13 protein-coding genes are annotated in these 15236 nt (G+C 71.8%); 7 read left to right on the top strand and 6 right to left on the bottom strand.

Annotated features, from left to right (window positions below; genetic code table 11):
* The first annotated feature begins 49 nt into the window (after window positions 1-49).
* From glgX to treZ, 3 genes are read left to right on the top strand one after another with little or no spacing between them, the layout of a single operon-like run.
* Window positions 50-2173, top strand: a complete 2124-nt coding sequence (glgX, locus tag AB0G01_RS19600) for a glycogen debranching protein GlgX (protein ID WP_360947328.1) — start codon at window positions 50-52, stop codon at window positions 2171-2173.
* Entirely contained in the window at window positions 2170-4338 is a 2169-nt protein-coding gene (treY, locus tag AB0G01_RS19595) for a malto-oligosyltrehalose synthase (protein WP_360947326.1), read from the top strand. The genes glgX and treY overlap by 4 nt, the downstream gene beginning before the upstream one ends.
* A complete protein-coding gene (gene treZ, locus AB0G01_RS19590) occupies window positions 4335-6062 on the top strand; it encodes a malto-oligosyltrehalose trehalohydrolase (RefSeq protein WP_360947324.1) in 1728 nt (575 codons plus the stop codon). Before treY ends, treZ begins: the two co-directional genes overlap by 4 nt.
* On the opposite strand, the gene AB0G01_RS19585 is transcribed toward treZ, so the two are convergent.
* Window positions 6011-6493 carry an ANTAR domain-containing protein gene (locus AB0G01_RS19585; protein WP_360947322.1) on the bottom strand — a complete coding sequence of 161 codons (483 nt, stop codon included), beginning with the start codon at window positions 6491-6493 and terminating at the stop codon, window positions 6011-6013. The genes treZ and AB0G01_RS19585 overlap by 52 nt on opposite strands.
* Window positions 6494-7280: 787 nt before the next feature.
* On the opposite strand from AB0G01_RS19585, the gene AB0G01_RS19580 reads away from it, so the two are divergent.
* Window positions 7281-8009, top strand: a complete 729-nt coding sequence (locus AB0G01_RS19580; protein ID WP_360947320.1) for an SDR family oxidoreductase — start codon at window positions 7281-7283, stop codon at window positions 8007-8009.
* Window positions 8010-8103: 94 nt separating this feature from the next.
* Here AB0G01_RS19580 and AB0G01_RS19575 read toward each other — a convergent pair whose 3' ends face one another.
* The 3 genes from AB0G01_RS19575 to AB0G01_RS19565 form a co-directional block, all read right to left on the bottom strand.
* Window positions 8104-8508: an arsenate reductase ArsC gene (locus tag AB0G01_RS19575; protein ID WP_360947318.1), complete on the bottom strand. Its 405-nt coding sequence runs from the start codon at window positions 8506-8508 to the stop codon at window positions 8104-8106.
* An 88-nt stretch (window positions 8509-8596) separates the two neighbouring features.
* The gene (gene arsB, locus AB0G01_RS19570) at window positions 8597-9625 is read right to left on the bottom strand and encodes an ACR3 family arsenite efflux transporter (protein ID WP_360947398.1); all 1029 of its coding nucleotides are present in this window, start codon (window positions 9623-9625) and stop codon (window positions 8597-8599) included.
* Between the two features lie 62 nt (window positions 9626-9687).
* On the bottom strand, window positions 9688-10056 hold the full coding sequence (locus tag AB0G01_RS19565) for a metalloregulator ArsR/SmtB family transcription factor (protein ID WP_360947316.1): 369 nt from the start codon (window positions 10054-10056) through the stop codon (window positions 9688-9690).
* 83 nt (window positions 10057-10139) lie between these two features.
* Here AB0G01_RS19565 and arsM point away from each other — a divergent pair, with 83 nt between their 5' ends.
* Window positions 10140-10952: an arsenite methyltransferase gene (gene arsM / locus AB0G01_RS19560; protein WP_360947314.1), complete on the top strand. Its 813-nt coding sequence runs from the start codon at window positions 10140-10142 to the stop codon at window positions 10950-10952.
* Between the two features lie 111 nt (window positions 10953-11063).
* On the opposite strand, the gene AB0G01_RS19555 is transcribed toward arsM, so the two are convergent.
* The gene (locus AB0G01_RS19555) at window positions 11064-11582 is read right to left on the bottom strand and encodes a lytic polysaccharide monooxygenase auxiliary activity family 9 protein (protein ID WP_360947312.1); all 519 of its coding nucleotides are present in this window, start codon (window positions 11580-11582) and stop codon (window positions 11064-11066) included.
* Between the two features lie 632 nt (window positions 11583-12214).
* Window positions 12215-13126 carry a helix-turn-helix domain-containing protein gene (locus tag AB0G01_RS19550; protein ID WP_360947310.1) on the bottom strand — a complete coding sequence of 304 codons (912 nt, stop codon included), beginning with the start codon at window positions 13124-13126 and terminating at the stop codon, window positions 12215-12217.
* Window positions 13127-13425: 299 nt separating this feature from the next.
* On the opposite strand from AB0G01_RS19550, the gene AB0G01_RS19545 reads away from it, so the two are divergent.
* The gene (locus tag AB0G01_RS19545; protein ID WP_360947308.1) at window positions 13426-13920 is read left to right on the top strand and encodes a hypothetical protein; all 495 of its coding nucleotides are present in this window, start codon (window positions 13426-13428) and stop codon (window positions 13918-13920) included.
* Between the two features lie 226 nt (window positions 13921-14146).
* On the top strand, window positions 14147-15178 hold the full coding sequence (locus AB0G01_RS19540) for an AI-2E family transporter (protein WP_360947306.1): 1032 nt from the start codon (window positions 14147-14149) through the stop codon (window positions 15176-15178).
* Window positions 15179-15236 lie beyond the last annotated feature (58 nt).

Raw genomic sequence — 15236 nt, 5'->3', positions numbered from 1 at the left:
CTAAAACGGTGGGGTCGAAATCGTTCCCGCTTTTTCCCGAGGAGCACCTGTGCGGCCCTGGCCCGGAACGCCCTACCCGCTCGGCGCCACTTATGACGGCGTCGGCACGAACTTCACCTTGTTCTCCGAGGTGGCGGAGTACGTCGAACTGTGCCTGTTCGACGAGGACGGGACCGAGACGCGGGTCCGGCTGCCGGAGGTGGACGGCTTCGTCCACCACGGCTACCTGGTCGGCATCGGTCCCGGCCAGCAGTACGGCTATCGCGTGCACGGCCCGCACGACCCGGAGCACGGGTTGCGGTGCAACCCGAACAAGCTGCTGATCGACCCGTACGCGAAGGCGATCAACGGCACCGTGGACTGGCACGAGTCGCTGTTCGGCTACCGGTTCGGTGCACCCGAGGAGCGCAACGACCAGGACTCGGCCGGCCACGTGCCGCTGTCGATGGTGGTCAACCCGTTCTTCGACTGGGCCAACGACCGCCCGCCGAAGACGCCGTACAACGAGTCGGTCATCTACGAGACCCACGTGCGCGGCCTGACCATGCAGCACCCCGAGGTGCCGCACCGGTTGCGCGGCACGTACGCGGGCCTCGCGCACCCGGTGATCATCGACCACCTGAAGGCGCTCGGCGTCACCGCGGTGGAGCTGATGCCGGTGCACCAGTTCGTCAGCGACCACGGCCTGTCCGAGAAGGGCCTGCGGAACTACTGGGGCTATAACACGATCGGGTTCTTCGCGCCGCACGACGGCTACTCCGCGCTGCCGCAGCAGGGGAACCAGGTCCAGGAGTTCAAGGGCATGGTCCGCGCCCTGCACGAGGCGGGCATCGAGGTCATCCTCGACGTGGTCTACAACCACACGGCGGAGGGCAACCACCTCGGGCCGACCCTGTCCATGCGCGGTATCGACAACCAGGCGTACTACCGGCTGGTCGAGGACGAGCCGCAGTACTACATGGACTACACCGGCACCGGCAACTCGCTCAACGTCCGCAGCCCGCACACCCTGCAACTGATCATGGACTCGCTGCGGTACTGGGTGACCGAGATGCGGGTGGACGGGTTCCGGTTCGACCTGGCCGCCACCCTGGCGCGCGAGTTCTACGACGTCGACCGGCTGTCCACGTTCTTCGACCTGGTCCAGCAGGACCCGGTGGTCAGCCAGGTGAAGCTGATCGCCGAACCGTGGGACGTCGGCCCCGGCGGCTACCAGGTGGGCAACTTCCCGCCGCTGTGGACGGAGTGGAACGGCAAGTACCGGGACACCGTGCGGGACTTCTGGCGCGGCGAGCCGGCCACCCTGGGCGAGTTCGCGTCCCGGATCACCGGGTCGTCCGACCTCTACCAGGACGACGGCCGCCGACCGTACGCGTCGATCAACTTCGTCACCGCGCACGACGGGTACACCCTCACCGACCTGGTGTCCTACAACGACAAGCACAACGAGGCCAACGGCGAGGACGGCCGCGACGGCGCGGACGACAACCGGTCGTGGAACTGCGGCGTCGAAGGTCCGACCGACGACCCCGAGATCAACGAGCTGCGCGCCCGGCAGCGCCGCAACCTGCTGGCCACCACGCTGCTCTCGCAGGGCGTGCCGATGCTGCTGCACGGCGACGAGCTCGGCCGCACCCAGCAGGGCAACAACAACGCCTACTGCCAGGACAACGAGCTGTCCTGGGTGGACTGGACGCTGGTCGAGAAGAACCGGGACCTGCTGGAGTTCACCGCCGCGCTCACCGACTTCCGGCGCAGGCACCCGGTGCTCCGCCGCCGCCGGTTCTTCCAGGGCAAGCCGATCCGCAAGGGCGACGAGCTGCGCGACATCGCCTGGTTCACCCCCGCCGGCGAGGAGATGACCGAGCAGAACTGGGGGGACGACTTCGGCCGCTGCGTCGTGGTCTTCCTCAACGGCGAGGGCATCCCGAGCCTGGACCAGCGCGGGATGCGGGTGCTCGACGACTCGTTCCTGCTCGCGTTCAACGCCCACCACGAGGACATCGAGACCACGCTCCCCGATCCGAGCTACGGTCCGCAGTGGACGGTGGTGGTCGACACGGCGACCGGCGTGGTGCAGGACGCCGACCGCGGCGACCCGGTGCCGGCGGGCGGCGTGGTCACGCTGACCGCGCGCTCCCTGGTGGTGCTCCAGCGGACGGGTGTCGAATGAGCCCCACGTCGACCTACCGGATTCAGTTCACCCCCGATTTCACCTTCGCCGACGCCGAAGCGGTCGTCGACTACCTCGACGCCCTGGGCGTCGGCGCGCTCTACGCGTCGCCGCTGCTGGAGGCGGTGCCGGGGTCCACGCACGGCTACGACGTCGTGGACCCGACGCGGGCGCGCGAGGAGCTCGGCGGCGAGGCCGGCCGGCAGGCGCTGGGCAAGGCGCTGCGGCAGGCCGGGCTGGGACTCGTGGTGGACATCGTGCCCAACCACATGGCGGTCGAGGACGGCCCGGTCAACCCGTGGTGGTGGGACGTCCTCCAGCACGGCGAGGAGTCGCGGTACGCGCGGTACTTCGACGTCGACTGGTCGTCGGGGAAGCTGCTGCTGCCGTTCGCGGGGTCACCCGAGGACGAGCGGGAGCACGAGAACTACGTGTCGGCGTTCTGGCGGCGCGGCAACACCGAGCTCAACTACCGGCGGTTCTTCGACATCACCACCCTCGCCGCCGTGCGCGTGGAGGACCCGGAGGTGTTCGAGGCGACGCACGGCGAGGTGCTGCGGTGGGTCGCGGCGGGTGACGTGACCGGGCTGCGGGTGGACCACCCGGACGGCCTGGCCGACCCCGGCGGGTACGTGCGCCGGCTGCGCGACCGGGCCGGCTGCTGGCTGGTGGTGGAGAAGATCCTCGGCCCGGACGAGGCGCTGCCCGCGAGCTGGCCGGCCGACGGCACCACCGGCTACGACGCGCTGCGCGAGGTGTGCGGGCTGTTCGTGGACCCGGCGGGCGAACCCGGCTACACCGCGCTGGCCCGGGAACTGGGCGTGGCCACGGACTTCGCCGCCGTCGAGCACGAGTGCCGGAACCTGGTGACCGACACGATCCTGCGCGCCGAGGTGCGCCGGATCGCGGCGCTGGTGGACCACCCGGACCGGGAGGCCGCCGCCCTGGCCGTGGCCCGGGTGATGGCCGCCTTCCCGGTCTACCGGTCCTACCTGCCGGAGGGCCGGGACGCGTGGGACGCGGCGGTCCGCTCGGCGGCGGGCCCGGGTGCCGACCCGGCGGCGGTGCGCGCGCTGGACGAGCAGGTCCGGGCGGACCCGCGCGGCGAGCTCGCCACCCGGCTCCAGCAGACCTCCGGCATGGTCGTGGCCAAGGGCACCGAGGACACCGCCTTCTACCGGTACACCCGGTTCGTCGCGCTCAACGAGGTGGGCGGCGCGCCGGACCGGTTCGGGATGTCCCCGGACGAGTTCCACGAGCGCGCGGCGGCCCGCGAGGCCGGGTCGCCGGCCGCGATGACCGCGCTGTCCACCCACGACACCAAGCGCTCCGAGGACGTCCGGGCCCGGCTGGCGGTGCTCGCCGAGATCCCGGACGAGTTCGCCGGCGCGGTGCGGCGGTGGACCGCCGCGCACCCGATCGACGAGCCCGCGCTGAACCTGCTGGCCTGGCAGTCGCTGGTGGGCGCGTGGCCGATCACCGCCGAGCGGATGGCCGGGTACCTGGACAAGGCGGCCAAGGAGTCGAAGATCCGCACCACGTGGGTGGACCACGACGAGCCGTTCGAGGCGGCCGTCGCGGCGTGGCCGGACGAGGTGCTGAGCGGTCCGGTCGCCGCCGACGTGGCCGCGTTCGTGGACCGGGTCGAGGCGCACGGCTGGTCCAACGCGCTGGGGCAGAAGCTGGTGCAGCTCACCGCGCCCGGCGTGCCCGACGTCTACCAGGGCACCGAGCTGTGGGACCTGTCCCTGGTCGACCCGGACAACCGGCGGCCGGTGGACTACGCGGTGCGGCGCGACCTGCTCGACGCGATCGCGGACGGCCTGCTGCCGCCCGTGGACGCGACCGGCGCGGCCAAGCTCCTGGTGGTGCACAAGGCGCTGCGGCTGCGGCGCGAGCGGCCGGAGCTGTTCCGCGGCTACCGCCCGCTGCCCGCGTCCGGGCCCGGCGCGGCGCACGCCGTCGCGTTCGAGCGGACCGGCCTGGTCGCGGTGGCCACCCGGCTCCCGGTGGGGCTGGCCGCCGCCGGCGGCTGGCGGGACACCGAGCTGCCGTTGCCGCCCGGCACGTGGACCGACGTGCTCACGGCCCGGCCGGCGCGGGCCCGCCTGGGCGACCTGTTGGACCACTACCCGGTGGCACTGCTGGTGCGAGGAGATCAGTGAGCTTTTCGGTGTGGGCCCCGCGACACGAGCGGGCCCAGGTGCGGGTGGACGGGCAGGACCACGAGATGACCGCCGGCGACGGCGGGTGGTGGCACTCGACGGCGGTCGGCGTGGACTACGCCTTCGTGCTCGACGGCGACGCGCTGCCCGACCCGAGGTCGCTCCGGCAGCCGAACGGGGTGCACGAGGCGTCCCGGGTCTACGACCACGCGGCCTTCGAGTGGACCGACGGGTCGTGGACCGGGCGCGGGCTGCCCGGCGCGGTGATCTACGAGCTGCACATCGGGACGTTCACCCCGGCGGGCACCTTCGACAGCGCCGTCGAACGGCTGGACCACCTGGTCGACCTCGGTGTCACGCACGTCGAGGTGATGCCGGTCAACGCGTTCGACGGGGTCGCGGGCTGGGGCTACGACGGCGTGCTGTGGGGCGCGGTGCACGAGCCCTACGGCGGGCCGGACGGCTTCAAGCGGTTCGTGGACGCCTGCCACGCGCGGGGCCTGGCCGTGCTGCTCGACGTGGTCTACAACCACCTCGGGCCGTCCGGCGCGTACCTGGACCGGTTCGGGCCGTACTTCGCGGGCAGCAACGACTGGGGTCCGGGCCTGAACCTGGACGGCGCGGACTCCGACGAGGTGCGCCGGTACGTGATCGACAACGCGCTGGGCTGGCTGCGCGACTTCCACGTCGACGGGCTGCGGCTGGACGCGGTGCACGCGCTGGTCGACCGGGGTGCGGTGCACCTGCTGGAGCAGCTCGCGGTCGAGGTGGACGCCCTGTCGGCGGCGGTCGGCCGGCCGTTGGAGCTGATCGCCGAGTCCGACCTGAACGACGCGAAGCTGGTCACCGCGCGGGAGGCCGGCGGGTACGGGCTGTCCGCGCAGTGGTCCGACGACCTGCACCACGCGCTGCACGTGGCGTTGAGCGGGGAGACCTCCGGCTACTACCCGGACTTCGTCGGCGCGCTGCCGACGACGTTGCGGGAGGTGTTCTTCCACGCCGGCACGTGGTCGTCGTTCCGCCACCGCCACCACGGGCGTCCGGTGGACAAGCGCCTGCCCGGCTACCGGTTCCTGGCCTACTCGCAGAACCACGACCAGGTCGGCAACCGGGCGACCGGCGACCGGCTGTCCGCGACGGTGCCGTTCGGCCGGCTCGCGGTCGGCGCGGCGATCGTGCTGTGCTCGCCGTACACGCCGATGCTGTTCATGGGCGAGGAGTGGGCGGCGAGCACGCCGTGGCAGTTCTTCGCCTCGTTCCCGGACCCGGAGCTGGCGGACGCGGTGCGCACGGGACGGCGGCGCGAGTTCGGCCGGCACGGGTGGGGCGAGTCGGAGGTACCCGATCCGATGGACCCGGCGACGGTCGAGCGGTCCAAGCTGGTGTGGGACGAGCTGTCCGCCGACCCGCACCGCCGGGTGCTGGAGCTCTACCGGTCGCTGATCGCGCTGCGGCGGGCCCGGCCCGAGCTCTCCGACCCCCGGCTGGACCGGTTCCGGGTCGAGGGTGACGGGGACGTGCTGGTGCTGGTGCGCGGTGGGCTGCGGGTGGCGTGCAACCTCGGCGCGGCGGACGCCGAGGTGCCCCTGTCCGGTGAGGTGCTGCTGGCGTCGGGTGGGGCGGTGGTGGCCGGGCAGGCCTTGCGCCTGCCCGCCGAGTCGTTCGCGGTCGTTCAGTTGTCGGGCAACCAGCCGACTTCGGCCAGTTTCTCGGCGAGTAGCTGACCGGCCAGGGTGACCTGGTCGGCGAGCTGTCTTCGCACCTCGGGGCGTTCCGCGCCGGCGGTGTTGGCCGCGTCGTAGGCCGCGACCAACTGCCGTGCGGCGTGGACCACGTCGACGCCCGGCCAGTCGGCGCGGTCGCCGTTGCGGTCCGACTGGTGCACCGCGCGCAGGGCCCGGCGCGGTCCCAGTTCGGCGGCGAGGTCGAGCAGTTTTACTGCGATCGTGTGCAGCTTCACGTTGTGGTGCTGCGACATGGCGACCAGTAGGCGGAACCCCTGCTGCGGGCTGCACCCCTGCACGGCCGCGATCAGGCCGGTGGCCTGTCCGATGACCGTTCGGGTCTGCACCGCTTTGCGCAGCCCCGCCACCTCGGCCTCCAGGCCGGCGATCCGCGCGGACAGCGTTCCGTCCAGTCCGTCGTCCCCGACCACGGTCGGGCTCCTCTCGCACGTCGAAAACGGGTCGGCGCGCGCGAGGACAGGCGGTGCCAGCACTCCGGCAAGCCCTCAGCGGTCGCTGACCCTGGTGCCCAGCACGCTGGACTCCGGGTGGCTTGCGGCTGGCTTTTCAACCGCGTGAACGATCACCGTAGTCGAGGCCGGCGAGACGTCCGGTTTCGGGGCCGCGGTTCGCGGTCGGAGGTACGCGGCGGTGGTGGCGACCAGCGGAGAGCGGGGTTCGCGGCCGGAACGGGTCGGCTCCCGACGTATCGCCGCGCGGTGCCGCGCGGTCGTCGGACGGCGCGGGACGGGCCCGGGATGTGCCGCTGCGCGGGCGTCGCGGGCCTCTGCCGCGCGGCCGGCGCGGGGTGCCGCTGCGCGGGCGTCGCCGGGGACGTCCGTCGGGCGTGCCGCTGCGGGTGCCATTGGGCGGGTGCCGTCGGGCGGGGCGAGCGCGTGAGCACTGTGCGTGAGCGTCCGGGAACGTGAAACGGCCCCCGGACCGTCTCCCGCACGGGGTGCGGGCCGAGCTGGACTGGGCTCGGGGTCACGGGGGCCGGGTGGCTGCCTGGGATTCGCCCAGACCACCTAGGGGGAGGTCCTAGCGGACGGCCACCTCACGTCGAGTCCTGTAGCTGTGCAACTTCGGACCACCTCCTTCCTCGTGTACCGGGAACGCTAGGCGATCACCGGGGACCTCGCAACGGGTTTCCGGACCGCCGGCGCGACGTCCGATTGCCGCCGGGTTTCCGGTCGCCGACCGGTCACGATCGCTCCCATGAACATCGAAGGCAAGGTCGCCCTGGTCACCGGCGGTAGTCGGGGGATCGGCGCGGCGGTGGCGGCGCGGCTGGCGCGCGAGGGCGCGGACGTCGCCGTGACCTACCGGAACAACGCGGACGACGTGGTGGAGGAGATCAAGGGCATCGGCCGCCGGGTGGTGGCGATCCGGGCGGACAGCGCGGACCCGGCGGCGGTCGCGGCGGCGGTCGCGGAGACCGCCGCGACGCTGGGCCGGCTGGACATCGTGGTGAACAACGCCGCGGAGTTCCTGGTCGGGCCGGTGGAGGAGCTGGGGGTCGAGGAGTTCGACCGGACGTTCGACGTGAACGTGCGCGCGCCGTTCCTGGTGGTCAAGGCGGCGCTGCCGCACCTGGGGCCCGGCGGGCGGATCGTGAGCATCGGCAGCAACGTGGCGGAGCGGGCCGCGTTCCCGGGCTTCTCGCTGTACTCGGCGAGCAAGGCGGCCCTGCTGGGGCTGACCAAGGCGCTGGGCCGGGAACTCGGCCCGCGCGGCATCACGGTCAACCTGGTCTGCCCCGGTGCGACGGCGACCGACCTGAACCCCGAGGACCACCCGATGGCGGACGCGATCCGCGCGTTCACCGCGGTCGGCCGGTACGCCCGACCGGAGGAGATCGCGTCGGCGGTGGCGTACCTGGTCTCCGAAGAGGCCCGCTACATCACCGGGACGCAGTTGGCCGTGGACGGCGGTTTCACGAGCTGAGCGGACGGGGGCGTGCCCGCAGGTCGGGCACGCCCGTGCCGGGCACCGGTCGTACGCGGGGTGGTGCGGCCGTTCCCGCCGCTGCCGCGTGCCGTCAGGCGGGTGCGAGTTCGGCGAGCAGGGCGGTGACGCGGCGGTCGATCTCGTCGCGGATGGGGCGGACGGCGTCGAGGCCCTGGCCGGCGGGGTCGTCGAGTCGCCAGTCGAGGTAGCGCTTGCCGGGGAAGACCGGGCAGGCGTCGCCGCAGCCCATGGTGATCACGACGTCGGCGGCCTGGACGGCTGCGGTGGTCAGCGGCTTCGGGAACTCCCGCGACAGGTCGAGGCCGAGTTCGGCCATGGCCTCGACGACGGCGGGGTTGATCGTGTCGGCGGGTGCGGACCCGGCGGAGCGGACCGTGACGCGGCCTTGGGCGTGGTGGTGCAGCAGGGCGGCGGCCATCTGGGAACGGCCGGCGTTGTGGACGCAGACGAACAGCACCTCGGGCAGGTCGGACACGGTGGCTCCCTGGTTCTTGGCGGTGGCTTCGAGGCGTTGCCGGGCGAAGCGGGCGGCGAGGACGGGCAGGTGGCTGCCGGCCCCCGGGTCAGCGGAGTGCGGGGGCGAAGCGGCGGCGCAGCGCCAGGGAGACGTAGACCAGGCCGACGAGCACGGGGACCTCGATCAGCGGGCCGACCACCCCGGCGAGCGCCTGGCCGCTGGTCGCGCCGAAGGTCGCGATGGCCACGGCGATGGCCAACTCGAAGTTGTTGCCCGCGGCGGTGAACGCCAGGGTGGTGGTGCGCGCGTAGCCCAGGCCGATCGCCCGGCCGAGCGCGAAGGAACCCGCCCACATCAGGGCGAAGTAGACCAGCAGGGGCAGCGCGATCCGGACGACGTCCAGCGGCCGGGTGGTGATCTGGTCGCCTTGCAGCGCGAACAGCACCACGATGGTGAACAGCAGCCCGTAGAGCGCGACCGGGCCGATCTTGGGCAGGAACCGGGACTCGTACCAGTCGCGGCCCTTGGCCTTCTCGCCCAGTCGGCGGGTCAGCCAACCGGCCAGCAGCGGCACGCCGAGGAAGATCAGCACGCTCTTCGCGATCTGCCACCCGGAGATCGCCAGGTCGGTGGTGGGCAGGCCGAGCCAGCCGGGCAGCACGGACAGGTAGAACCAGCCGAGCAGGCCGAAGGCGATCACCTGGAACACGGAGTTCAGCGCGACCAGGACGGCGGCGGCCTCGCGGTCGCCGCACGCCAGGTCGTTCCAGATGACCACCATCGCGATGCAGCGCGCCAGACCCACGATGATCAGCCCGGTGCGGTACTCGGGCAGGTCGGGCAGCAGCAGCCACGCCAGCGCGAACATCAGCGCCGGGCCCAGCACCCAGTTCAACACCAGCGAGGACCACAGCAGGCGGCGGTCGCCGGTCACCGTGTCGAGGCGGTCGTAGCGGACCTTGGCCAGCACCGGGTACATCATCACCAGCAGCCCCAGCGCGATCGGCAGCGAGATCCCGTCCACCGCGACCGCGTCCAGCACCCCGCCCAGCCCCGGAACCCACCGGCCGGCCAGCAGGCCGACGACCATCGCCGCGCCGATCCACACCGGCAGCCACCGGTCCAGCACGGACATCCGGGCCGCGACCGGGCCGGTCGGCGTCGGATCGCCGCCGGGGGCGGTGGTGGGCGACGCGGTCACCGCGCCACCTCCGCCGGGCGGGTGAGCAGCGCGGCGAGCCGGTCGGTGACCTCGGGCCGCAGCCGGTAGTAGACCCAGGTGCCGCGCCGCTCGGAGTCGATCAGGCCGGCCTGGCGCAGCAGCTTGAGGTGGTGGGAGATGGTCGGCTGGGACAGCTCGAACGCCGGGGTCAGCTCGCACACGCACACCTCGCCGCCGGCGCGGGAGGCGATCATCGACAGCAGCCGCAGCCGCACCGGGTCGCCCAACGCCTTGAACACCGGTGCCAGCTCCGCGGCCTGCGCCGCGCCCAACGGCGCGGTCAACAGCCCCGCGCGGCACGCGTCGGTCTGGTCGAGCGCCGCGACCGGCTCTTGTTTCGGCATGCTTCTATATTGACAAGTGTCGATCTAAAGCGCAAGGTCGAATCGAAGAACGTCGAATCAGGAACCACGAGAAGGGCCACCCGATGAGCGACCAGGCAACCGACCTGCGCGAGATCGTCCGGCAGCGCTACGCCGCCTCGGCCGTCGCCGTCACCACCGGCGGCGCGACCGCCGGCTGCTGCGGTGCGGACCCGGTGGAGGTGGACTCCACCTTCGGGGCCGGCCTGTACCCGGGGGCCGACCGCGACGCCCTGCCCGCCGAGGCCGTCGCCGCGTCACTGGGCTGCGGCAACCCGACGGCGGTCGCCGACCTCCGCGAAGGTGAGCGGGTGCTGGACCTCGGGTCCGGGGGCGGGATCGACGTGCTGCTCTCCGCCCGCCGCGTCGGACCCACCGGCAAGGCGTACGGGGTGGACATGACCGAGGAGATGCTGTCCCTCGCCCTGGCCAACGCCCGCGAGGCGGGCGCGACCAACGTCGAATTCCTCAAGGGCACCATCGAGGCCGTCCCCCTGCCCGCGAACACGATCGACGTCGTGATCTCCAACTGCGTGGTCAACCTCTCGGTCGACAAGCCCGCCGTGTTCGCCGAGATGGCCCGCGTCCTGGTCCCCGGCGGGCGGATCGGCATCTCCGACGTCGTGGCCGACGACCACCTGACCCCCGACCAGCGCGCCGAGCGCGGCAGCTATGTCGGCTGCATCGCCGGGGCGCTGTCCTTCGCCGAGTACCGCGACCACCTGACCGCCGCCGGTTTCACCGACGTCGAGATCACCCCCACCCACCAGGTGGCCGAGGACATGTACTCCGCGATCATCCGCGCCACCAGGCCCGCGGTCGGTCCGGCGCAGCCGTCCGTTCCGGCGACGACCGGCGGCTGCTGCGCCGCCTGCTGACTCTCCCGGGACCGGGGGCACACCCGGTCGACGCATCTCACGAGCGGTGTCGCGTCGGACGCCGCTGCGACACCGCCCGTGAGATCACGACATCAGTTCCATGAACCTACGTCAGCTCACGTTGACGTCGATGCACGAGTAGAACGCGTTCGGGGTGTCGCCGATGTTCCAGATGGCGAGCACCTTCTGCGGCCCCGAGACGCCACCGAGGTTGATGGTGTGCGACACGGACGCCGGCGGCTGCTGCATCTTGCCGTCGACGAAGCCGACCCGCTTGCCGCCCACGTAGTACTCGTAGTTGGAGGTGCGGTGCCGAGCGGTGAACACCCAGTTGAACGTCACCGTCTGACCGACGCTCGTGGCCTTCCAGCCCTTGCTGTCGTTGTTGAGGTCGGCGAACCCGGCAACGCCGCCGTTACAGCTCCGCAGGCCCTTCGGGCCTTCCACGCTCTGCGGCTCGTACTTGATGCTGCCGCAGCTCACGGTGCCCTTGGCGCACTGGGCCTGCCTGCTGGGCGGTGAGGACACGTATCCGTGGGCGAACGCCTGGGAGGTCGGCAGTGCGACCACCAGCAGCGGCGCGGCGAGAACACCGGCCGCCAACGCGGCGATCCGTCGGCGGAGTGCCATGTGTCAGCTCCTTTCGGGTGGACAGGACTTCGCTGGGCGGGTCCGTTTCCGAAGCAGCCGAAACCGCTTTGGGTGGACGTTCACCCAACGCGGCGGCAGGTCTAGACCATACTCTCAGTGATTGCGAGGTGACAACTTTTATCGGGAAGCCCAGGTCCGGGATGTCCTGTCCGGCTGAAGGGGTCGGTGTCCGGACCTGATTGTCGGTGGTGATGTCGGCGTCCGGAGGTACCTGTCGGGGCCGGTGAGGCGACGCTCGCGCCGCCCGGGGGAATGCCGCCGTGCCGTCGCTTGATCATCTCTCTGGCGGAGCGCCGTCGGTGCCGGCCGAGCGGTTCGGGCTCGCGTGCGCCGACGAGCGCGGGGAGCAGCGTGTGCCGCTGACCGAGGCGTGGTCAGTGCCGTTCGAGGCGTGCACGCCTGTGCGCGGGTTCCCCTCGTACCAGGGGCAGCGCCACTTCAAGGGGCGCTGGTGGACGGCCACGACCGGCTGGTGCTGCCGGACCTGGTTGTCGGTGAGTCCGCGCTTGCGTCGTCCGGGAGAGTGCGGACCGCACGGCAACGGGTGTGCCGAACATCGTTGCCCCGGAGGCTCAAAGAGCTCTGACCTGCCGTTATAGCTGATATTGGTCCTAGCTGCGCACTTCTTCCAGCAGACCTGTCGCGTGTGCGGTCCGCTGGTACATCACGTAGCGCCCGGCTCTGACCTTGGTGACCAGGCGTGCGCGGTGCAGTGCGCTGAGGTGGTAGGAGACGGTGCTCGGGGCGTATCCGGTCCGGGTGGCGAGTTCTGCGTTGGACCGGGCGGTGTCGAGGTCGGCCAGCAGGGCCGCCCGGACGTTGCCGACCACTTGCGCGATGCTTCCGGACCTGCGACCCCGGCCGGCTCCGATCCGCTGGGCGGGGTAGTAGAGGACGAACTGCCCGGGGGTGTCGACCTGGATGACGACGTCGGGCCGGCTGAGCACGCTGGGGGCGAGGACCAGGTCCCGGCCGGTGACGTCGATTTCGTCGTCCCACGACGTGGCGAGGGTGACCGCGTCCCCGGCCCAGTCGATGTCGGGGTGGAGTGCTCCGAGCGCCCGGCCGACGCCGTGGGTGGCGATGGCCGTCGCGCGCCGGGCGATGTCCTGATCGATGATCGAGCGCAGTTCGGGCCAGCCGTCGGAGAGGGCATCCCGCCAGAACCGGGCGAGACCGTTCGCCAGCCGTCGCTGCATCCGCCCCGATTCCGCGATTCGGCGGGTCGCGGCCCGCAGCGGTCTGCTCCAGTGGGTCTGCGTGTAGGTGAAGACCTGGGTTTCGAGGTCGTCCTGCGCTGCCGCCTCGATCTGCGCGATCTGCTCGTCGAGCAGGTCACGGCGATGGACGTCCGTCCCCGGCTGCGGGGTGAGCAGGTCGGGCGTGTAGGTGTCCCCGTCCTGCGGCAACAGGTCGGCGAGCAGCGCGACGTCGGGATGGGCGAGTGACGCGCGGGCGAATGGTCCGGGATCACCGAACACCGGGTGCTGTCCCGACGCGGCGGTGAGTTTCAGCCACGCCATGGACTCCGCCGCCGGGGACGGCGACAACCGTGTCCTGGCAACAGTGTCAGCGTCTACACGCAGCGTGAGCACCACCCCGACGGTAGCAGTGGTGGCGGTGGATTTGAACGGGCTCGAATTCATCGCGGCGCGAGGTCCACGCGGGGTTGGGTGGTGTCGGGCGAACAACGGCAGCGACGTTCACCGCTCGATCCGAGGCGGTCGCCTCCGCACGGCGGTGATACGTGGCTTGTGCATCCCGTTGCCCGAAGAACCCGGGAGTGGTTGTCACAGTGAGGCGGAGAGACACGATGAAGGCGATGAGCCGCAGAAGGAAGATCGGGGCGGTCGTGGCGGCGGTGACGTGGGTTGCGGGGACGGTCTTGGCGGCGGCACCCGCCACCGCCACCGCCTACCCCACCAGCACCTTCCCGATCGAGGTCGGAGCGAGCTACTACATCGGCACGGTCACCTGGTACAACCGGGCAGTCGGCGTCGACGGAGCGTTCAAGGCCGTCGGGGAGCGGCGGGTCTACGCGCAGGCGTGGGCAGGCAGAACCTGGCTGGACTGGGAGAGTTCCAGCACCTGGACCAACAGGTCCGGGCCCGCGTCCCTTCCCCTCACCGCGGATGTCGCGGGCGGGTCCACCAGGGTCAACGTCTGGATGACCAGCGACGACCCCTACGACGGCCTCGAATACTTCACCTGCTACCCCACCAACAGCGTCTGCTCCGGGCCCTACGTGGGCAAGCCTCCGCAGGTGCCACCCCTCGATGGCCCGCCGATTGCGGCACGGTCCGGCCTGAACCCGTGACCGCGTAGAGGTGCCGAACCCGCCAGGCAGGTCCGGACAACTCGGCGGCCTGCCGTCCGGACCTGCCTGGCGGACCGCAGTTGTCGACGGAACCCGCCGTGTCACCGCGTGCGGGCGCGGCGCGGTGCGCGTCCGACACCGGCACCAGCGCGCCCAGCGCGTCCTCGCGCACGAGCCGGCGCGCTACCGGCGGGCCGGGTCGCCGTGGGCGCTCTACCCTCCGAAGATGAATCTGCCCCGAGGGCTCGTGGTGCTGCTGGGCACGGCCGCCGCAGTGGTGGCGTGCGCCGGGATCTCGGCCCTGTCGTGGCTGATCGGCCCGGTGTTCCTGGCGCTGACCCTGGTCATCGCGGTGAGCCCGGTGCACGGGTGGCTGCGCCGCCGGGGCCTGCCGAACTGGGTCGCCACCACCGCGCTCGTGGTGGGCGTCTACGCGATCCTGCTGTCGCTGCTCGTCGTGCTCGTCGTGTCGGTGGCCCAGTTGACGACGGAGGTGCCCCGGTACGCCGACCGGGCGCGGGACCTGGTCGACGCGGCGGCGGGCGGGCTGTCCCGGTACGGCGTCGGCGCGGAGGAGCTGCGCAAGGTCGCCGACAGCCTCGACGTGGGCAAGCTCGCGGGCATCCTCGGCACCGTGCTGAGCAGCGTGGGCAGCCTCGCTTCCAACATCGTGTTCCTGCTGTCGCTGCTGCTGTTCCTCTGCGTCGACGCGGGCAGCACCGGCGCGCGGGTGGCGGTCCTCGCCGCCGACCGCCCGGAGGCGGCGGCGGCGCTGGGGAGGTTCGCCGCCGGCACCCGGAACTACCTGGTGGTCTCGACGGTCTTCGGGCTGATCGTGGCGGTGCTGGACGGTGTCGCCCTGGCGATCATGGGCATCCCGCTGCCGATCCTGTGGGCGCTGCTGTCGTTCATCACCAACTACATCCCCAACGTGGGCTTCGTCCTCGGCCTGGTGCCGCCGGTCGTGCTGGCGCTGCTGGAAGGCGGGTGGCAGACGGCGGTGTGGGTGATCGTGATCTACAGCGTGCTGAACTTCGTGGTGCAGACCCTGATCCAACCCCGGTTCGTCGGCGATTCGGTGGGGTTGTCCGCGACCGTCACGTTTCTCGCGCTGCTGTTCTGGGCCTGGCTGATCGGTCCGCTCGGCGCGGTGCTCGCCATCCCGCTCACCCTCCTGGTGAAGCTGCTGCTCGTCGACATCGATCCCCGGGCCCGCTGGGCGGACGCCTTCCTCACCGCCCGAGTGCGCCCGGAATAGACCTGTTGGCCGGTGGGGGAATAGCCGGCTGGCGGCAGACGTGGCCGCAGATGTTCGG

This window comes from Actinosynnema sp. NPDC023587, assembly GCF_040640215.1.
In the GTDB taxonomy this organism is placed as follows: Bacteria; Actinomycetota; Actinomycetes; order Mycobacteriales; family Pseudonocardiaceae; genus Actinosynnema.
The sequence above is the reverse complement of the archived record's forward strand: the minus strand, read 5'-3'. Positions and strand labels throughout refer to the sequence as shown.

Coding starts and splice junctions, on each gene's coding strand:
- AB0G01_RS19540 (WP_360947306.1), top strand. CDS start 14,147: ATGAATCTGCCCCGAGGGCTCGTGGTGCTGCTGGGCACGGCCGCCGCA.
- AB0G01_RS19550 (WP_360947310.1), bottom strand. CDS start 13,126: ATGGCGTGGCTGAAACTCACCGCCGCGTCGGGACAGCACCCGGTGTTC.
- AB0G01_RS19555 (WP_360947312.1), bottom strand. CDS start 11,582: ATGGCACTCCGCCGACGGATCGCCGCGTTGGCGGCCGGTGTTCTCGCC.
- arsM (WP_360947314.1), top strand. CDS start 10,140: ATGAGCGACCAGGCAACCGACCTGCGCGAGATCGTCCGGCAGCGCTAC.
- AB0G01_RS19580 (WP_360947320.1), top strand. CDS start 7,281: ATGAACATCGAAGGCAAGGTCGCCCTGGTCACCGGCGGTAGTCGGGGG.
- arsB (WP_360947398.1), bottom strand. CDS start 9,625: ATGTCCGTGCTGGACCGGTGGCTGCCGGTGTGGATCGGCGCGGCGATG.
- AB0G01_RS19545 (WP_360947308.1), top strand. CDS start 13,426: ATGAGCCGCAGAAGGAAGATCGGGGCGGTCGTGGCGGCGGTGACGTGG.
- treY (WP_360947326.1), top strand. CDS start 2,170: ATGAGCCCCACGTCGACCTACCGGATTCAGTTCACCCCCGATTTCACC.
- AB0G01_RS19565 (WP_360947316.1), bottom strand. CDS start 10,056: ATGCCGAAACAAGAGCCGGTCGCGGCGCTCGACCAGACCGACGCGTGC.